The sequence below is a fragment of the Streptomyces sp. DT190 genome, assembly GCF_049846985.1.
Taxonomy (GTDB): Bacteria; Actinomycetota; Actinomycetes; order Streptomycetales; family Streptomycetaceae; genus Streptomyces.
The window spans coordinates 409,814-427,284 of sequence record NZ_JBNCNM010000003.1; the positions used below are offsets into that span (position 1 = coordinate 409,814).

Below are 17,471 nucleotides of genomic sequence, written 5' to 3' on the forward strand. Positions count from 1 at the left end.
TGCAATCCTGACCCTGGAGGAGAGCCATCGTGCCTCGTACCGTCAGGGACGTCGTCTTCGTCGACGGCGTCCGCACCCCGTTCGGCAAGGCGGGCCCGAAGGGCATCTACCACGAGACCCGAGCCGACGACCTCGTCGTGAAGGCGATCCGGGAGCTGCTGCGCCGCAACCCCGGCCTGGACCCCAAGAAGATCGACGAGGTCGCCATCGCCGCGACCACGCAGATCGGTGACCAGGGCCTGACCATCGGCCGCACCGCCGGGATCCTCGCCGGCCTGCCGCAGTCCGTCCCGGGCTACAGCATCGACCGCATGTGCGCCGGCGCCCTGACCGCCGTCACCACGGTCGCCGGCTCCGTCGCCTTCGGCGCCTACGACATCGCCATCGCCGGCGGTGTCGAGCACATGGGCCGTCACCCCATGGGCGAGGGCGTGGACCCGAACCCGCGGTTCGTCTCCGAGAAGCTGGTCGACGAGTCCGCCCTCTTCATGGGCATGACCGCCGAGAACCTGCACGACCGGTACCCGCAGATCACCAAGCTGCGCGCCGACGAGTACGCCGTGCGCTCCCAGGAGAAGGCCGCCAAGGCCTACGCCAACGGCAAGATCCAGGCCGACCTGGTGCCGATCTCGGTGCGCCGCACCAACGCCGAGGCCGGTGAGACGGGCTGGGGCCTGGTCACCGCCGACGAGCCGATGCGCCCGGGCACGACCCTGGAGAACCTCCAGAGCCTGAAGACCCCGTTCCGCGTCCACGGCCGGGTCACCGCGGGCAACGCGGCCGGTCTGAACGACGGCGCCACCGCCTCGCTCATCGCCTCCGAGGACTTCGCGCGGGAGCACGACCTCCCCGTGAAGATGCGCCTGGTCTCCTACTCCTTCGCGGGCGTCGAGCCGGAGGTCATGGGCTACGGCCCGATCCCGGCGACGGAGAAGGCGCTGGCCCAGGCGGGCCTGTCGATCTCCGACATCGGCCTGTTCGAGATCAACGAGGCCTTCGCCGTCCAGGTCCTGGCCTTCCTGGACCACTACGGCATCGCCGACGACGACGAGCGCGTCAACCAGTACGGCGGCGCCATCGCCTTCGGCCACCCGCTCGCCTCCTCCGGCGTCCGTCTGATGACGCAGCTGGCCCGCCAGTTCGAGGAGCAGCCGCACGTCCGCTACGGCCTGACCACCATGTGCGTCGGCTTCGGCATGGGCGCGACGGTCATCTGGGAGAACCCGCACTTCGAGGGGGACAAGTGAGCACCACCGCCGAGCTGTTGAAGCAGGCTTCCGAACTGTTCCCGGACGAGGTCGTCACGAGTGCGCACGTACGCCACTTCGACCTGCCGCTGGGTGCCGGGCGCTTCGCGCTGATCACCCTGGACAACGGCCACGACCACACCAAGCCGACCACCTTCGGCCCGGCCTCGCTGGCGAACCTGAACACCGCCATCGACCAGGTCGAGAAGGAGGCGGCGGACGGCGAGATCGTCGGCGTCGGCATCACCGGCAAGCCGTTCATCTTCGCGGTCGGCGCCGACCTCAAGGGCGTGGAGATCCTCAAGGAGCACGAGCACGCGCTCGCCATCGGCAAGGGCGGCCACGAGGTCTTCAAGCGGCTGTCGAAGCTGGCCGTGCCGACCTTCGCCTACTACAACGGCGCCGCGATGGGCGGCGGTGTCGAGGTCGGTCTGCACTGCACCTACCGCACCGTCTCGGCGGCCGTGCCGGCGTTCTCGCTGCCCGAGGTCTTCCTCGGCCTGGTCCCCGGCTGGGGCGGCTGCACGCTGCTGCCGAACCTGATCGGCCCCGAGAAGGCCGTCTCGGTGATCATCGAGAACAGCCTCAACCAGAACAAGCAGCTCAAGGGCCAGCAGGTCTACGAGCTCGGGATCGCCGACGCGATCTTCGAGGGCGCGGACTTCCTGGAGCAGTCGCTGATCTGGACCTCCGCCGTCCTCAAGGGCGAGCTGCAGATCGAGCGCCCGGTGATCGACCGCGGCGAGGGCTGGGACCAGGCCGTCGCCAAGGGCCGCTTCATCGCGGACTCCAAGGTGCACGGCGCCGCCCCGGCCGCCTACCGCGCCCTGGACATCATCGCGGCCGCCAGGAACGGCGACCTGCAGCAGGGCTACGACGCCGAGGACCAGGCCCTCGCCGACCTCATCATGGGCGGTGAGCTGCGTGCCGGCATCTACGCCTTCAACCTGGTGCAGAAGCGCGGCAAGCGCCCCGCCGGCGCCCCGGACAAGTCCCTGGCCCGCCCGGTCACCAAGGTCGGTGTCGTCGGCGCCGGTCTGATGGCCTCCCAGCTCGCGCTGCTGTTCCTGCGCCGCCTGGAGGTCCCGGTCGTCCTCACGGACATCGACCAGGAGCGCGTCGACAAGGGCGTGGGCTACGTCCACGCCGAGATCGACAAGCTGCTCGGCAAGGGCCGCATCAACCAGGACAAGGCCAACCGCCTCAAGGCCCTGGTGACCGGTGTCCTGGACAAGGCCGAGGGCTTCGCGGACGCGGACTTCATCATCGAGGCCGTGTTCGAGGAGATGGGCGTCAAGCAGCAGGTGTTCGCGGAGGTCGAGGCGGTCGCCCCGGCGCACGCGATCCTCGCCACCAACACCTCCTCGCTGTCGGTGTCGGAGATGGCGTCGAAGCTGAAGCACCCCGAGCGGGTCGTGGGCTTCCACTTCTTCAACCCGGTCGCCGTGCTGCCGCTGCTGGAGATCGTCCGCGGCGAGCAGACCGACGACGCCTCGCTGGCCACGGCGTTCGGTGTCGCCAAGAAGCTGAAGAAGACCGCGGTGCTGGTGAAGGACGCCCCGGCGTTCGTCGTGAACCGCATCCTGACCCGCTTCATGGGCGAGATCCAGAACGTGATCGACGAGGGCACCCCCGTCGAGGTCGCCGAGAAGGCCGTCGAGCCGCTCGGTCTGCCGATGTCGCCGCTGGTCCTGCTGGAGCTGGTCGGCCCGGCCATCGGTCTGCACGTCTCCGAGACGCTCAACCGGGCGTTCCCGGACCGCTTCACGGTCTCCCCGAACCTCAAGGCGGTCGTCGAGGCGGGCAAGCGCGGCTTCTACGTCTACGACAGCGGCAAGCCCGAGCTCGACCCCGAGGTCGCCGCGCTGCTGAAGCAGGGCGACACCGTCCTGACGGAGGAGCAGGTGCGCGAGCGGGTGCTCGACGCGGTCGCGCAGGAGATCGGGCTCATGCTCGACGAGGGCGTGGTCGCCGAGGCGCAGGACATCGACCTCTGCCTCATCACGGGCGCCGGCTGGCCGTTCCACCTGGGCGGCATCACGCCGTACCTGGACCGCGAGGGTGTCTCCGAGCGCGTCAACGGCAAGCGGTTCCTGGCGCAGGGCGTCGCCAGCGTCCCGGCGTAACGCGTAACCCCTGAGGGGGGTGGGGCGTACGGTAACAATCCGTGCACCCGCCCCCCTCGTGGTATGTCCGCACGGATAGGATCCTCACACAATCCGACCATTGTTTACCTGGCTCTGACGGTCTCCACCCCGGGCCGCCGGTGTCTCAGAAGGAGTCTTCCGTGGCGTCCTCCCGCCGCCGACCGTCCGGACGACGGGTGTGGCCCAAGATCAGGCTCCTGCTCCTGGTGGCCGTGGTGGCGGCCGGCGGAACCGCGCTCTACCCGGTGTGGAAGGCGGCCAACCCGGACCCGCCCGAGCTGAAGGTCCGCTACCGCACCGACACCCCGGCCACGGCCGCTGCGGCCAAGCCGTCGCTGGAGGTCTTCAACGACACCGGCACGCCACTGCCGTTGAGCGACGTCACGCTCCGGTACTGGTTCACCGCCGACGGCTCCGCCTCGTACGCCTTCAACTGTGTGAACGCCGTCTTCGGCTGCTCGAACGTGGCCGGGCGGATCGTCGCCATGGACAAGCCCACCGACACCGCCGACCACTACCTGGAGCTCCGCTTCACGCAGGCGGCCGGCGAACTGGAGCCCGGCGCCAACAGCAAGGGCATCGACGTCCAGCTGTTCCGCACCGACCACAAGAAGCTCAAGCAGTCCGACGACCGCTCCTTCGACGCCGAGAAGACCTCCTACAAGGAGGCCGAGAAGGTCACCGCGTACAAGCGGGGCGTCCTCGCCTGGGGTGAGGAGCCGGACGGCACGAAGGCGAGCGACGAGAAGAAGGCAACGGCGAAGACGGCCCCCGGCCCGCTTCCCGCGCCGCCCGCCGGGGTGCTGTTCGACGACTTCTCCTACCTGGGCCCCAAGGACCCCGCCCTGTTCAAGCACGGCTGGCTGGTCCGCACCAGCAAGGGCGGCCCCGGCATCGAGAACACCTGGTCGGCCCAGGGCGTCAGCTTCCCCACCGCCGAGGGCTCCCACGCCGACGGCCAGGTGCTCAACCTGCGGGCGAGCACGGACGGGACCAGGGCCGGGACGAAGCAGGCGAGCCTCGGCACCGCCGCGAGCAAGTTCCGCGACGGCACCTACGCGGCCCGCATCCACTTCAGCGACGAGCCGGCCACCGGCGACGCGGGCGACCACGTCAACCAGACCTTCTACACCATCGGCGGCAAGGGCTCGAAGTACAGCGAGCTCGACAACGAGTACATGCCGAACGGCGGCTGGGGCCGGCCGGGCCCCAAGCTCGACACCGTGACCTGGTTCGACCACGAGAGCAACGACCGGGTCTACGAGACCACGAACAAGAGCCTCGACGCCTGGCACACGGTGCTGATCCGCGTGAAGGACGGCGTGGTCGCCTACTGGCTCGACGGCAAGAAGCTCTTCCTGAGCAACGGCAAGTACGCGCCGCGCGCGAACATGTCCGTGAACTTCAACCACTGGTTCATCGACCTGCCGTTCAAGGGGGAACGCGCCTGGGACATGAAGGTCGACTGGCTCTACTACAACGCGAACGACACGCTGTCGGCGGCGGAGGTCCAGGCCGAGGTGGCGGACTTCACCGGCGAGGGCAGGAACTACTTCGACACGGTTCGGGAGACCCGGTGAGGAACAGGCGGTCCGGCGCCCACAGGCACGCTGCCGAGGCAACGGAGAACAAACCGGTGGTGAGCAGGCGCTCCGCGCTGCTGATGGGCGGCGCGGGAGGCGTCGCGATGGCCGGTGGCGGCGCGTGGATGGGCAAGGTGATGGCCCAGCCCGCCGCGGCCCCCGCCGCCGAGGGAGCCATCGGAGGTCTCACCACGCCTCCGCTCTACGCCCCCTCCGGGCGCCGCCCCAAGTACCGCCGGGCCAGCTGGTCCCAGCAGTTCCAGTCGGGCCACGGCTGGACGCCCGGCGGCGCGGGCACGGCCTCGGCCGAGGCCAACGACACGACGCAGTTCGTGCGCGGCACGCAGTCGGTCCGGGTGACCACCAACGGCACCGGCAAGCAGTCCTACGTCCGCAGGACCGGCCTGAGCGCGATGAGCCTGAGCGGCAAGATGATCCGGCTCGTCTTCCGCGTCGACGACGTCACGAACCTGGCCAAGATGGTCTTCTACCTGGGCAGCGGCTCTCTCGCGAACCACTTCGCCTGGACCTTCCACGTCCACTCCAAGACGTCGGCCAACTACGTCCAGTCCGGCGAGTGGGTGACGGTCCACCTCCAGTGGGCGGACGTCAACGCGGCGGCCGGTACGTACTCGATCGGCGCCGACGGCAAGCCGTCCACGAAGACCGGCTTCACCGACATGTCGTTCGCCGTGTACGACAACGCGGGCGGCCCGGTGACCTACCGGCTGCAGGCCGTGGAGCTGATCCCGGACACGGTGTCGGTCTTCCCCAAGGGCGTCGTCTCCATCACCTTCGACGACTCCCACAAGTCGATCCACGACCTGGCCCGGCCGATCATGGACCGTTTCGGCTTCCCCGGCACCGTCTACAACATCGCCGACGCCATCGGCACCGGCAGCTTCCTGACGATGGGCCAGATGCGCTCCATGCAGGACTTCTCCGGCTGGGAGATGGCGGGCCACTCGTACGCCAACGCCGTGCACACGGCCAGCTACCCCAAGCTGACCGCCGAGCAGGCCGACGACGACTTCCGCAAGCTGCGCGAGTGGCTGGTGTCCAACGGCTTCACCAGCGAGCACTTCGCCTACCCGCACGGCGCGTTCCAGAAGACGTCCGACGGCATCCCGGTCGACCAGATCGCGAGCCGGCACTTCACCACCGCCCGGTCGATCATCTCCGAGACCATCGAGTCCTTCGCCCCGGCGATGCCCTACCGCCTCAAGGCGCTGACCGGCATCAACGACGGCACGGGCATCGGCGGTACGGCGCTGTCGAAGCTGACGGGCCCGGGCGGCCGGCTCGACCGGTGCGTGAACAGCGGCGACTGGCTGATCCTCTGCCTGCACAAGGTCACCGAGGGCGCGCCGGCGACCAGCACCGAGATCGGCAAGGCCGGTCTGGAGACGCTGATGAAGGCGATCGACGACCGGGACATCCCGGTGCTGACGGTCGAGGAAGCGATGGCCTCGTACACCTGAGACACCGGACGCACAGGAAAGGGGCGGCCCCCCGGCCGCCCCTTTCCCCGTTCCGCCGCGGCTCTACCAGCCGCCGCCCTGCCCGTAGCCCTGGCCATGCCCCTGCCCCTGCCCCTGGCCCTGCTGCCAGGAGGGGTCCTGGTAGGGGTAGCCGCCCTGCTGCGGGTCGGGCCCTTGGCCGGGGTACTGCTGCTGGTACGGATCGGGCCGGCCGTAGCCGCCGTCCTGCCACTGCTGCTGGCCGGCGGGTGCCGGGGCTCCCCAGCTGACGCGCTGCTGCGGCACGGCCGCGTGGTGCTGCTCGTCGTAGCCGGGGATCGGCTGCGGCTGGGAGGGGATGCCGCCCGCCGGGCGGGGCCGGGTGCGCAGGGCCACGCCCTCCAGCCGCATCAGCTGGAGCGTCTCGGTGACCTTCTTGTCGGAGTACGGGTCCTCTTCCTCGAAGATCTCCGTCACGTCGTGCTCGTGGTCACCGGCCACGGACACCTCGACGCCGCCCTGGCGCGTGCCCCAGCTGCCCTTGTGCAGGGTGAACAGGGCGTAGAAGCGCAGCGGGGTGAGCAGCGTCAGCTGGATCACGCCGTAGATCGGCGCGAGCAGGAACATGCCGAAGCGCTTGACGAAGCCCATGCCGCGGCGCGGGAAGTCCAGGTAGCGGACGTTGCGCAGGTACCCCATGAGCACCATGAAGATCAGGTAGTCCCCGATGTGGTTCAGGAACTGCTGCGGCTTGATGATGGGCAGGATGACCATCGAGTAGAACATCGCCGAGCCGAAGACCAGCCAGAGCGCGAGCTCCATGCAGGTCAGCCAGAAGGCCGGACGGTACTTCTTCTGATGGCGGAAGGCCCACAGGGACTCGCGGAAGAAGGACTTGTTCCAGCGGACCTGCTGGCGCAGGAAGTGCGGCAGCTTCTCGGGGACGGCCGTGTAGCCGACGGCCGTCTCCTGGAAGACGACCTGGCCCTCCATCAGGCAGTAGTTGGTCATGCGGCGGTCGTCGCCGAAGACGGCCGGCTTGCCCAGGAACTGCTGGTTGAGGAAGTCCGGCAGGTACTTGCGCACCAGCGTGCCGCGGTAGGCGGAGAGCGCGCCGCAGCAGCACAGCACCGACTTCAGCCGCGAGTAGGCGGCCCGCTCGAAGAGGAAGGAGTTGCCGTAGCGCAGGTCCTGCAGGCGCGTGAAGATGTTGCTGTCGTGGTTGAGCGCCAGCACCATGCCCGTGGAGGCCATGATCTTCTCGTCGGCCAGCGGCAGCAGCAGCTCGCGCACGGTGTCCCGGGACAGCACGGTGTCCGAGTCGACGCAGAGGAAGATGTCGGAGTACGGCGCGGCCTCGAAGCCCAGCGCCAGCGCCTCGCGCTTGCCCTTGTTCTCGGGCTGGACGCTGACGGTGTACTTGACGCCCTTGGCCTCGAACTCGCGGCGCAGCTTCTTCGCCGCGCGGATGCCGGAGTCGTTGGCGCTGGCGTCGTCGATGATGTGGATCTCGTTGGGCAGGCGGCTCTGCGCGAGGAGGCTGCGCATGCCCTGCTCGAACATCACCGGGTCCTCGTTGTAGATCGGGATGACCGCGGTGACCCAGGCGTTCTCCAGGTACTCCAGCTCCTCCCGCCCGGCCTTGGCCGGACGGTAGAACAGGGCGCCGATCATCTTCAGGGCCAGCAGGCCCATGGCGCCCATCGAGTACAGGTGGAGCGAGCCGGCGTCGAGCCGGGTGGCGATCAGCGCGGCCAGGCCCAGGAAGACGAAGTACGAGACCTTCAGGTGCCGCCGCTTGCGGTGGGCCCGACGGCCACCGGAGTCGACGGCTCCCGGTATGTACGTATCGTCGGCAGTCACAGCTTGACCACCCGCGGATGGTCGGCGGACCTGCCCCGGGTGTCGAACAGGGCCCGGGCCCGGTCGGCCAGCGCGTCCAGGTCGATCTCGCGGTGCGGCTGGAGCAGGATGGTGAGGTCCGCGTCCTCGGCGGCGGCGAGGTAGTCGCCGGCCCGCTCGACGGGGGCACCGCCGACGCTCCAGTCCTCGACCCGCGGGTCGAAGTAGGCCAGTTCGGCGCCGCGCGCCAGGAGGTTCTCCGCGACGGCCAGCGCCGGGCTCTCCCGCTGGTCGGATATGTCCGGCTTGTAGGTCACGCCGAGCAGCAGCACCCGGGAGCCGCGCACAGCCTTGCCCTGGTCGTTCAGCAGGTCGGCCGCGCGGTTGACGACGTGCACGGGCATCCGCTGGTTGATCTCCTGCGCCAACTCCACGAACCGGAACGGGATGCCCAGCGAACGCACCTTGTACGACAGGTAGTTGGGGTCGATCGGGATACAGTGCCCGCCGACGCCGGGGCCGGGGTAGAAGGGCGCGAACCCGAACGGCTTGGTGGAGGCGCACCGGATGGCGTCCCAGAGGTCGACGCCGATCTCCCGGCAGAACATCGACATCTCGTTGACGAGCGCGATGTTCACGTGCCGGTAGGTGTTCTCCAGCAGCTTGGCCATCTCGGCCTCGCGGGTGCCCTTGGCCTCGACGACGCGGTGGACGAAACGCTCGTAGAGGGCGCGGGCGGCCTTGGTGCAGTCGGCCGTGATGCCGCCGACGACCTTGGGCGTGTTCTCCAGGCCGAAGGAGGCGTTGCCCGGGTCGATGCGCTCCGGGGAGAAGGCGAGGTGGAAGTCGACGCCGACGCGCAGGCCGCCGGCCTCCAGACGCGGGCGGACGACTTCGTCGGTCGTGCCCGGGTACGTCGTGGACTCCAGCACGACGAGCGTGCCGGCGGTGAGGTGCGCGGCGATGTCGTCGACGGCGGCGTGCACCGCGCCGAGGTCGGGGGCGCCGTGGTCGGTGAGCGGGGTCGGGACGCACACGACCACCGCGGCGGCGTCGGCGATGACCGCGGCCTCGTCGACGGCCCTGAAGCCCTGCTCCAGCATGGCGCGTACGTCGGTGCCGGTGATGTCGTCGACGTGCGAACGGCCGGCGTTCAGTCCGTCGACCACGCGCCGGCTGCGGTCGAGACCGACCACCTTCAGACCCGCCGCGGCGGCGGATCTCGCCAACGGCAGCCCCACGTAACCGAGTCCGACAACGACAAGATCCACCGTGGAGGATCTGCTCACGACATCATTTCCCAACCCCGTTGCCACGGCGTCGGCCAGACGCAGCAGCAACCGGCCCCCCGAGCAAATCGAACAAGTCCGAGGAGGTTAACAAGACCTTCACTTTTTCACCATCTTGATACGAGGTGCCTCTTGTCACGTCCACATCCATACAACCCTTGACACACCTCGGGTGTCTGGTGCCACAAGACCCTCGGAACGAACGGCTCCCTTCCGTTTCCGTGCGGGCCGGAGACTCGGCTCAGATCTCCCGCCAGGCCTCCAGCGCGAGCCCCGGCTCGTCCTTGCGGCGGGTGAGCAGCAGGGTCCCGCTGGAGGGCGACAGGGCGGCGGCGACGACCTCCTCGTGCTCGTCCAGCGATACCGAGACCAGGGCGTCGGACGGCAGCCGCGGCCCCGACTCCGTCCACCAGGCCCCCGCCGACTCCTGCTCGGTCGGGTACGCGGCGAAGGCGACCCGGCCGCTCGCCGAGCGCTGCGCGAGCACCGTGCAGTCGTGCCCCTCGATGACGCAGCGCACCGCGGAGACCGGCCCCGGCCCGGCTGCCGCGAGCAGGGGCACCGGCTTCTCACCGGGACGCCAGGCGCACAGGTCCCCGGACGTGTCCGTGAAGAAGACGGTGGTGTGCTCCTCGGACGTGGCGAGGGCGCGCAGCGTCCCGGGGTGGACGTCGGCCTCCACCTCCTCGGCCCGCGCCGGCTTCTTGCCGTCGCTCTCCTGCCGCCAGTGCAGGATCGCGCCGGGCACGGAGGCGTACAGCTCGATCAGCCCCGACTCCCCCGCCACGGGCGCCAGCTGCTCGCCGACGTCCTGCCCGCCGAGGTCCAGCCAGCCGCCCCAGCCGCCCTTCACCTTCTGGTTGCGCAGGCTCACCCCGCCGCCCGCGTTGCGGACGAAGACGTAGCCCCGTCCCACGCCGTCGACGGCCACGGCCGGTGGTCCGGTGCGGTCGCCCTTCTTGTCGGGGTGCCCGATCGGCACCCAGTCCAGGGGGGCCAGCAGGGGCCGGAAGTGCGTGGTGTGCACCAGGCCCGACTCCCCCGGCACGGTGGGCCGCCAGGCCGCCAGGTGGGCGTAGCGGTCGGCGCCCTGTCCGACCGCCGCGCCCGGGTGCACCTTCTGGGTGCCGCCGACGGTCCGCGGGGCGTCCTCCCAGGGGCCGCCGGGGCCACGCTCGGCCCGGCACAGGACGGCTTCGCCGGAGGGCAGGTAGACGGTGAGGCGGCCGTCACGGCCGCGCAGGAGCCAGTCGCCGTTCACCAGTTCACTTTATGCGGGCTCCGCCGCCCCGTGTGTGCCGCCCCTGGCGTGGCGGGGCACCCGTCGTGCGACCCTGGCCGCATGAACGCCGCTGAGCCCCTCCTCGTCGTGGTCGACGCCGCGAATGTCGTCGGATCGGTGCCGGACGGGTGGTGGCGGGACCGGCGCGGGGCCGCGGAGCGGCTGCGGGACCGGCTGGCCTCGCACGGCGTGCCGGGGGTGCCGGGGCCGGTGGAGATCGTCCTGGTCGTGGAGGGGGCGGCCCGGGGCGTGGAGTCGGTGCCCGGAGTGCGGGTGACGTCGGCGCCCGGCAGCGGGGACGACCACATCGTCGAGACGGTGGCGGCCGCCGGCGACCGCTCCGTGCTGGTGGTCACGGCGGACCGGGAATTGCGCGGGCGGGTCGCCGCCCTGGGCGCGGAGACGGCCGGGCCGCGTACGGTGCGCCCGTAAGCGGCCCGATCGACTCCGGGCCGTGCGGCGCGCCGGGGTGACTGCGGACCGTGCGGCGCGCCGGCGGCAGTCCGTGAGCCGCGTGGCCACACCCGGTGGCGGCCCGGGGCCGTGCGGGGCGCACACCCCCGCGACCGACAGCGGCCAGGGGCGATGCCGTGCACCTGCATGACGGTGCGGAGAGGCTTCGGGACCGTGCGGAGCGTGCGTCACGACCCGGCGGCGGCTCAGGACCCCTCGCCCGCCCGGGCAGTGCCCGGCGGCGGCTCCGGGCCGGGTGTCCCCGGCGGCCCGGAGCCGTGGCGGCACTAGGGGGCCGTCGTGCCCCCGCCCGCGGCAGGCTGCTCCTCGGCCGCGCCGCGGCCCAGGCGGCTGTGGCCGCGGCCGTAGAGGAAGTACACGAGGAAGCCGGCGGCCATCCAGATGCCGAACCGGACCCACGTCTCGGCGGGCAGGTTGATCATCAGCCACAGGGAGGCGCACACCGACAGGATCGGGATGACCGGGACCCACGGAGTGCGGAAGGCCCGGGGCAGGTCGGGGCGGGTCCGGCGCAGGACGAGCACGCCGATCGCGACGACCACGAAGGCGAACAGCGTGCCGATGTTCACCAGGGCGGCGAGTTCGGTCAACGGCGTGAACCCGGCCAGGATCGCGATGATCACACCGAGCAGGATGGTCGGCCGGTGCGGCGTCTTGAACCGGGGGTGGACGCGCGAGAAGAACCGCGGCAGCAGCCCGTCACGGCTCATCGCGAAGAACACCCGGGTCTGCCCGAGCAGCAGGATCATGCACACCGTCGTCAGACCGACCGCGGCCCCGAAGCTGATGAAGCCCGCGTACCACGGGTGTCCCGTGGCCTTGAACGCGTCGGCCAGCGGCGCGTCCACGGACAGCCGGGTGTAGTTCTGCATGCCGGTGACCACGATCGAGACGAGCACGTACAGCGTGGTGCAGATCAGCAGGGAGCCGAGGATGCCGCGGGGCATGTCGCGCTGCGGGTTCCGCGTCTCCTCGGCGGCCGTGGCCACCACGTCGAAGCCGATGAAGGCGAAGAACACGACCGAGGCGGCGGTGAAGATGCCCATCACGCCGAAGTTCGACGGCGCCCAGCCGAACATCAGCTGGATCAGCGGCGAGTCGAGGCTCGCCCCGGCCTCCACCGGCTTCTCCTTCGGGATGAACGGGTCGTAGTTCTCGCCCTTGATGAGGAACGCCCCGGCGACGATCACGACGAGCACGACCGTGACCTTGATGGCGACGACGAGCGAGGTGATGCGGGCCGAGAGCTTCATGCCGAGGACGAGGATGACCGTGAGGACCAGGACGAGCACGGCGGCGAGGATGTCGAAGCCGAAGCCGTCGGCGCCCTCCCTGCTGCCCAGCGCCGCCGGCATCTGCCAGCCGGCGTTGTCCATGAGCGACTGGACGTACCCGGACCAGCCGACGGCCACCACCGCCGTCCCGAGCGCGAACTCCAGGACCAGGTCCCAGCCGATGATCCAGGCGGGGAGCTCCCCGAGGGAGGCGTACGAGAACGTGTAGGCGGACCCTGCGACCGGGACCGTGGAGGCGAACTCGGCGTAACAGAGGGCGGCCAGCGCACAGGCGATGCCGGCCGCCACGAACGCCAGGGCCACCGCGGGCCCGGCGTTGTCCTTGGCGACGGTCCCGGTGAGGACGAAGATGCCGGTGCCGATGATCACGCCGACGCCGAAGACGGTCAGATCCAGCGCGGACAAGGACTTCTTGAGCGCGTGCTCTGGCTCCTCGGTGTCGAGGATGGACTGCTCGACCTTCTTCGTCCGGAAGAGGGTGCTGCTCACGGGGTACCTCCCACGCTTGTCGTCCTCGACATGATCGAGAGGGGGCGTCCTCCATATGCCCCGACAGCGATGGAATCACGCCAATGGGCCGATTTCACCACCCTTGACGGGGGTGAAACCGGCCCATTCAGCGGTACCGGGGTGGGCGTCAGTCGCGCGCGGGCTCCACGGAGTCGACCGTGGCCCGCTCGTAGCGTCCGTCCAGCTTGGCGACCAGGCCGGTCACCTGCCGGGCGATGTCCGGCGCGGTGAGGCCGATCTCGGCGAGCACCTCCGCGCGGGAGGCGTGGTCGAGGAAGCGCGGCGGGATGCCGAAGTCGCGCAGCGGCACGTCGACGCCCGCGTCGCGCAGCGCCTGCGCGATCGCCGAGCCGACACCGCCGACCCGGCTGTTGTCCTCGACGGTGACGACCACGCGGTGCCGCTCGGCGAGCGGGGCCATGGCCTCGTCGACGGGTTTCACCCAGCGCGGGTCGACGACGGTCGTGGAGATGCCCTGCTTGTCGAGCAGGCCGGCGATCTCCAGGCACATCGGCGCGAGGGCGCCGACGGAGACCAGCAGGACGTCCGGCCGGTCGGTGCCGGGCTCGCGCAGCACGTCCATGCCGCCGACCCGGCGCACGGCCGGTACGGCGGGGCCGACGGCGCCCTTGGAGAAGCGGACCACGGTCGGCGCGTCCTCGACGGCGACGGCCTCGCGCAGCTGCGCGCGGACCTGGTCGGCGTCGCGCGGCGCGGCCAGCCGCAGCCCGGGCACCACCTGCAGGATCGACATGTCCCACATGCCGTTGTGGGAGGCCCCGTCGGTGCCGGTGACACCGGCCCGGTCCAGGACGAAGGTGACGCCGCACTTGTGCAGTGCCACGTCCATCAGCACCTGGTCGAAGGCGCGGTTGAGGAAGGTGGCGTACACCGCGAACACCGGGTGCACTCCGCCCGTCGCCAGGCCCGCGGCCGAGACGGCGCCGTGCTGCTCGGCGATGCCGACGTCGTAGACCCGCTCGGGGAAGCGCTTGGCGAACTTGTCCAGGCCCACCGGCTGGAGCATGGCCGCCGTGATGGCGACGATGTCCTCGCGCTCCTCGCCGAGCCTGACCATCTCCTCGCCGAAGACGGAGGTCCAGTCGGCGCCGGAGCTGGCGATCGGCAGGCCCGTGTCGGGGTGGATCTTGCCGACGGCGTGGAAGCGGTCCGCCTCGTCCTGGAGGGCGGGCTGGTAACCGCGGCCCTTCTCGGTGAGGCAGTGCACGATGACCGGCCCGCCGAACCGCTTGGCCCGGGCCAGGGCGGACTCCAGGGCCTCGATGTCGTGGCCGTCGATCGGGCCGACGTACTTCAGGCCCAGGTCCTCGAACATGCCCTGCGGGGCGATGAAGTCCTTCAGGCCCTTCTTCGCGCCGTGCAGGGTGTCGTAGAGCGGCCGGCCGACGACCGGGGTGCGCTCCAGGACCTCCTTGGTGCGGGCCAGGAAGCGCTCGTAGCCGTCGGTGGTGCGCAGGGTCGCCAGGTGGTTGGCGAGGCCGCCGATGGTGGGCGCGTAGGAGCGCTCGTTGTCGTTGACGACGATGACCAGCGGGCGGTCCTTGGCGTCGGCGATGTTGTTCAGCGCCTCCCAGGCCATGCCGCCGGTCAGGGCGCCGTCGCCGATGACGGCCACGACGTGGTCGTCGCGCTTCATCAGCTGGTTGGCCTTGGCGATGCCGTCGGCCCAGCCGAGGACGGTCGAGGCGTGCGAGTTCTCGATGACGTCGTGCTCGGACTCGGCCTGCGAGGGGTAGCCGGACAGGCCGCCCTTCATCTTCAGCCGGGAGAAGTCCTGACGGCCGGTGAGCAGCTTGTGGACGTAGGACTGGTGGCCGGTGTCCCAGAGCACCTTGTCCCTGGGCGATTCGAAGACCCGGTGCAGGGCGATGGTGAGCTCCACCACGCCGAGGTTGGGGCCCAGGTGACCGCCGGTCTTGGAGACCGCCTCGACAAGGAAGGTGCGGATCTCCTCCGCCAGCTGGTTCAGCTCCTCCAGGCTGAGCCGGTCCAGATCGCGCGGTCCCGTGATGCGGGTCAGCAGCGGCACCCGTGCCTCCTTGCAGTAGAGCTGATCGAGCTGTTGCCGGGCGTGTCGAGTCTAATGTTCCGCCCCTGGGGACTGCGCCGAGGCCGTGCGTCATACGTCACGCATTCGGCTGTACCCATTGTGTGCCGTGCCTACGACACGACTGTGCCCGGCACCTGCCGGTGCCGGGCACAGGGTGGGACTCGGGCGCTACGCGCGACCCGCGGTCTTCTGCGTCTTGCGCGTCACCGCGTCGATGACGACCGTGGCCAGGAGCACACCACCGGTGATCATGTACTGCACCGGGGAGGCGATGCCCTCCAGGGCGAGCCCGTACTGGATCGAGACGATCACGAGCACACCGAGCAGCGCGTTCCAGGTGCGGCCACGGCCACCGAAGAGGGACGTGCCACCGATCACCGCTGCGGCGATCGCGTTCATCAGCAGGTCACCGCCGCCGGCGCCCTGGTTGGCCGCCGCGATCTTCGAGGCGATGAACAGGCCGCCCACCGCGGCGAAGGTGCCGGAGATCGCGAAGACCGAGATCCGGACCATCTCCACGTTGATGCCGGCGCGGCGCGACGCCTCGACGCTGCCGCCGAGCGCGAACACCTTGCGGCCGTAGGCCGTGCGCCGCAGCACGAAGTCCGTGACCAGCAGCACCGCGATGAAGATCACCACGGCCAGCGGCAGGCCCTTGTACTGGTTGAAGACGATGGCGACGGTGAAGGCGAGGACCGCCAGCAGCACGGTGCGCACGATGGTCTCGCTCAGCGGCCGGGACGGCACGCCCGCGGCCTCACGGCGGCGGTTGCCGTAGAAGGAGCTGAGGAAGTACCCGGCGGTCACCACCGCGGCCAGCGCGTACGCGGCGGCCACGTCGGAGAAGTAGTAGCTGGTCAGCTGGGCCACGACCCCGTCCGGGTCGAGGTTGATCGTGCCGTTGTCGCCCAGGATCTGGAGCATGAAGCCGTTCCAGAACAGCAGACCGGCCAGGGTGACGGCGAAGGCGGGGACGCCGATCTTCGCGAAGAAGAAGCCGTGCAGCACACCGGCGACCGTGCCGGTGAGGATGGCCAGCACGAAGGCGAGCCACTCGTTCATGCCGTTGGTGACGTTCAGCACCGCGAAGCTCGCGCCCGCGACACCGGACACCGAACCGACCGACAGGTCGATCTCACCGAGCAGCAGCACGAACACGATGCCGACCGCGATCATGCCGGTGCCGACCATGGCGACGGACATGTCGGACAGGTTGCCCGCGGTGAGGAAGTTGGAGTTCAGGCTCGTGAAGATGAGCCAGATGATCGCCAAACCGATGACGACCGGGATGGAACCCAGGTCACCGGACTTCATCTTCCGCTTGAACTCGGTGACGTAGCCCGCGAGACCCTGCTCGCGGACCAGCAGCCGGGGGTCGACGACCGTGACGGCGGCCTTGGCCGCCTCGGGGTTCTCCACCACGTGGTCCTCGGGAGCTCCCGTGGCCGCGGAGGTCTTGTCGATGCTCACTTGGAACCCTCCCCGTTCGTGCGCGCCGCACGGCGGGTCACGGCGTTGTCGGTGGCGCCGGTGATGGCGGAGATGATCTCTTCCTGCGAGGTCGACTTGACCTCGAAGACGCCGTTGTTGCGCCCGAGGCGCAGCACGGCGACCTTGTCCGCCACGGCCTTGACGTCGGCCATGTTGTGGCTGATCAGGATCACGGCGTGGCCGCGCTCGCGCAGCCGCTCGACCAGGTCGAGGACCTGGGCGGTCTGCTCGACGCCGAGGGCGGCGGTGGGCTCGTCGAGGATGACCAGCTTGGGCTCCCCGAGCATGGACCGGGCGATGGCCACGGTCTGGCGCTGGCCGCCGGAGAGCGAGGCGATCGGGATGCGCACGCTGGGGATGCGGATCGACAGCGTGTCGAGCAGCTCACGCGAGCGGCGCTCCATCTCCACCTCGTCCAGGACACCGCGCTTGCGCAGCTCCCGGCCCAGGTAGAGGTTGCCGACGACGTCGATGTTGTCGCACAGCGCGAGGTCCTGGTAGACGGTCGCGATGCCCAGGTTCTGGGCGTCGTGCGGCTTGTTGATCTGGACGGACCTGCCGTCCCATTCGATGACGCCCTCATCGATGGGGTGCACGCCGGCGATCGTCTTGACCAGCGTGGACTTTCCGGCGCCGTTGTCGCCCACCAGGGCGACCACTTCACCGGCGTGGACCTCAAGCTCTACGTCGGTGAGCGCCTGTACGGCACCGAACCGCTTGGAGACCCCGCGCAACGCCAGCACGGGCGTAGCGGACACGTGAACCATCTCCTTCGCCGCC

12 protein-coding genes are annotated in these 17,471 nt (G+C 70.1%); 5 read left to right on the forward strand and 7 right to left on the reverse strand.

Features of this window, described 5'->3' with window-relative positions; translation table 11 throughout:
- Positions 1-29 precede the first annotated feature (29 nt).
- From ACPXCS_RS08685 to ACPXCS_RS08700, 4 genes are all read left to right on the forward strand, one after another.
- Positions 30-1,247, forward strand: coding sequence for a thiolase family protein (locus ACPXCS_RS08685; RefSeq protein ID WP_425944780.1), 1,218 nt, complete (start codon positions 30-32; stop codon positions 1,245-1,247).
- Entirely contained in the window at positions 1,244-3,373 is a 2,130-nt protein-coding gene (locus tag ACPXCS_RS08690) for a 3-hydroxyacyl-CoA dehydrogenase NAD-binding domain-containing protein (protein WP_425944781.1), read from the forward strand. The genes ACPXCS_RS08685 and ACPXCS_RS08690 overlap by 4 nt, the downstream gene beginning before the upstream one ends.
- A 161-nt stretch (positions 3,374-3,534) precedes the next feature.
- On the forward strand, positions 3,535-4,974 hold the full coding sequence (locus tag ACPXCS_RS08695; protein ID WP_425944782.1) for a cellulose binding domain-containing protein: 1,440 nt from the start codon (positions 3,535-3,537) through the stop codon (positions 4,972-4,974).
- Between the two features lie 59 nt (positions 4,975-5,033).
- A complete protein-coding gene (locus ACPXCS_RS08700; protein ID WP_425944783.1) occupies positions 5,034-6,458 on the forward strand; it encodes a polysaccharide deacetylase family protein in 1,425 nt (474 codons plus the stop codon).
- 63 nt (positions 6,459-6,521) lie between these two features.
- On the opposite strand, the gene ACPXCS_RS08705 is transcribed toward ACPXCS_RS08700, so the two are convergent.
- From ACPXCS_RS08705 to ACPXCS_RS08715, 3 genes are all read right to left on the reverse strand, one after another.
- Positions 6,522-8,300 (reverse strand): glycosyltransferase, encoded by a 1,779-nt coding sequence (locus tag ACPXCS_RS08705; RefSeq protein WP_425944784.1) that lies wholly within the window; start codon positions 8,298-8,300, stop codon positions 6,522-6,524.
- The gene (locus tag ACPXCS_RS08710; RefSeq protein WP_425944785.1) at positions 8,297-9,568 is read right to left on the reverse strand and encodes a nucleotide sugar dehydrogenase; all 1,272 of its coding nucleotides are present in this window, start codon (positions 9,566-9,568) and stop codon (positions 8,297-8,299) included. Before ACPXCS_RS08710 ends, ACPXCS_RS08705 begins: the two co-directional genes overlap by 4 nt.
- Positions 9,569-9,809: 241 nt before the next feature.
- Positions 9,810-10,829, reverse strand: coding sequence for a hypothetical protein (locus ACPXCS_RS08715; RefSeq protein ID WP_425944786.1), 1,020 nt, complete (start codon positions 10,827-10,829; stop codon positions 9,810-9,812).
- Positions 10,830-10,910: 81 nt separating this feature from the next.
- Between ACPXCS_RS08715 and ACPXCS_RS08720 the strand changes: the two genes are divergently transcribed.
- Positions 10,911-11,282, forward strand: coding sequence for an NTP pyrophosphohydrolase (locus tag ACPXCS_RS08720; RefSeq protein ID WP_425944787.1), 372 nt, complete (start codon positions 10,911-10,913; stop codon positions 11,280-11,282).
- A gap of 308 nt (positions 11,283-11,590) precedes the next feature.
- On the opposite strand, the gene ACPXCS_RS08725 is transcribed toward ACPXCS_RS08720, so the two are convergent.
- From ACPXCS_RS08725 to ACPXCS_RS08740, 4 genes are all read right to left on the reverse strand, one after another.
- A complete protein-coding gene (locus ACPXCS_RS08725; protein WP_425944788.1) occupies positions 11,591-13,108 on the reverse strand; it encodes an amino acid permease in 1,518 nt (505 codons plus the stop codon).
- 148 nt (positions 13,109-13,256) lie between these two features.
- Positions 13,257-15,179, reverse strand: a complete 1,923-nt coding sequence (gene dxs / locus ACPXCS_RS08730; protein ID WP_425944789.1) for a 1-deoxy-D-xylulose-5-phosphate synthase — start codon at positions 15,177-15,179, stop codon at positions 13,257-13,259.
- Positions 15,180-15,368: 189 nt separating this feature from the next.
- Positions 15,369-16,670: a sugar ABC transporter permease gene (locus tag ACPXCS_RS08735; protein ID WP_425944790.1), complete on the reverse strand. Its 1,302-nt coding sequence runs from the start codon at positions 16,668-16,670 to the stop codon at positions 15,369-15,371.
- Positions 16,667-17,458: an ATP-binding cassette domain-containing protein gene (locus ACPXCS_RS08740; RefSeq protein ID WP_425944791.1), complete on the reverse strand. Its 792-nt coding sequence runs from the start codon at positions 17,456-17,458 to the stop codon at positions 16,667-16,669. Before ACPXCS_RS08740 ends, ACPXCS_RS08735 begins: the two co-directional genes overlap by 4 nt.
- Positions 17,459-17,471: the final 13 nt, after the last annotated feature.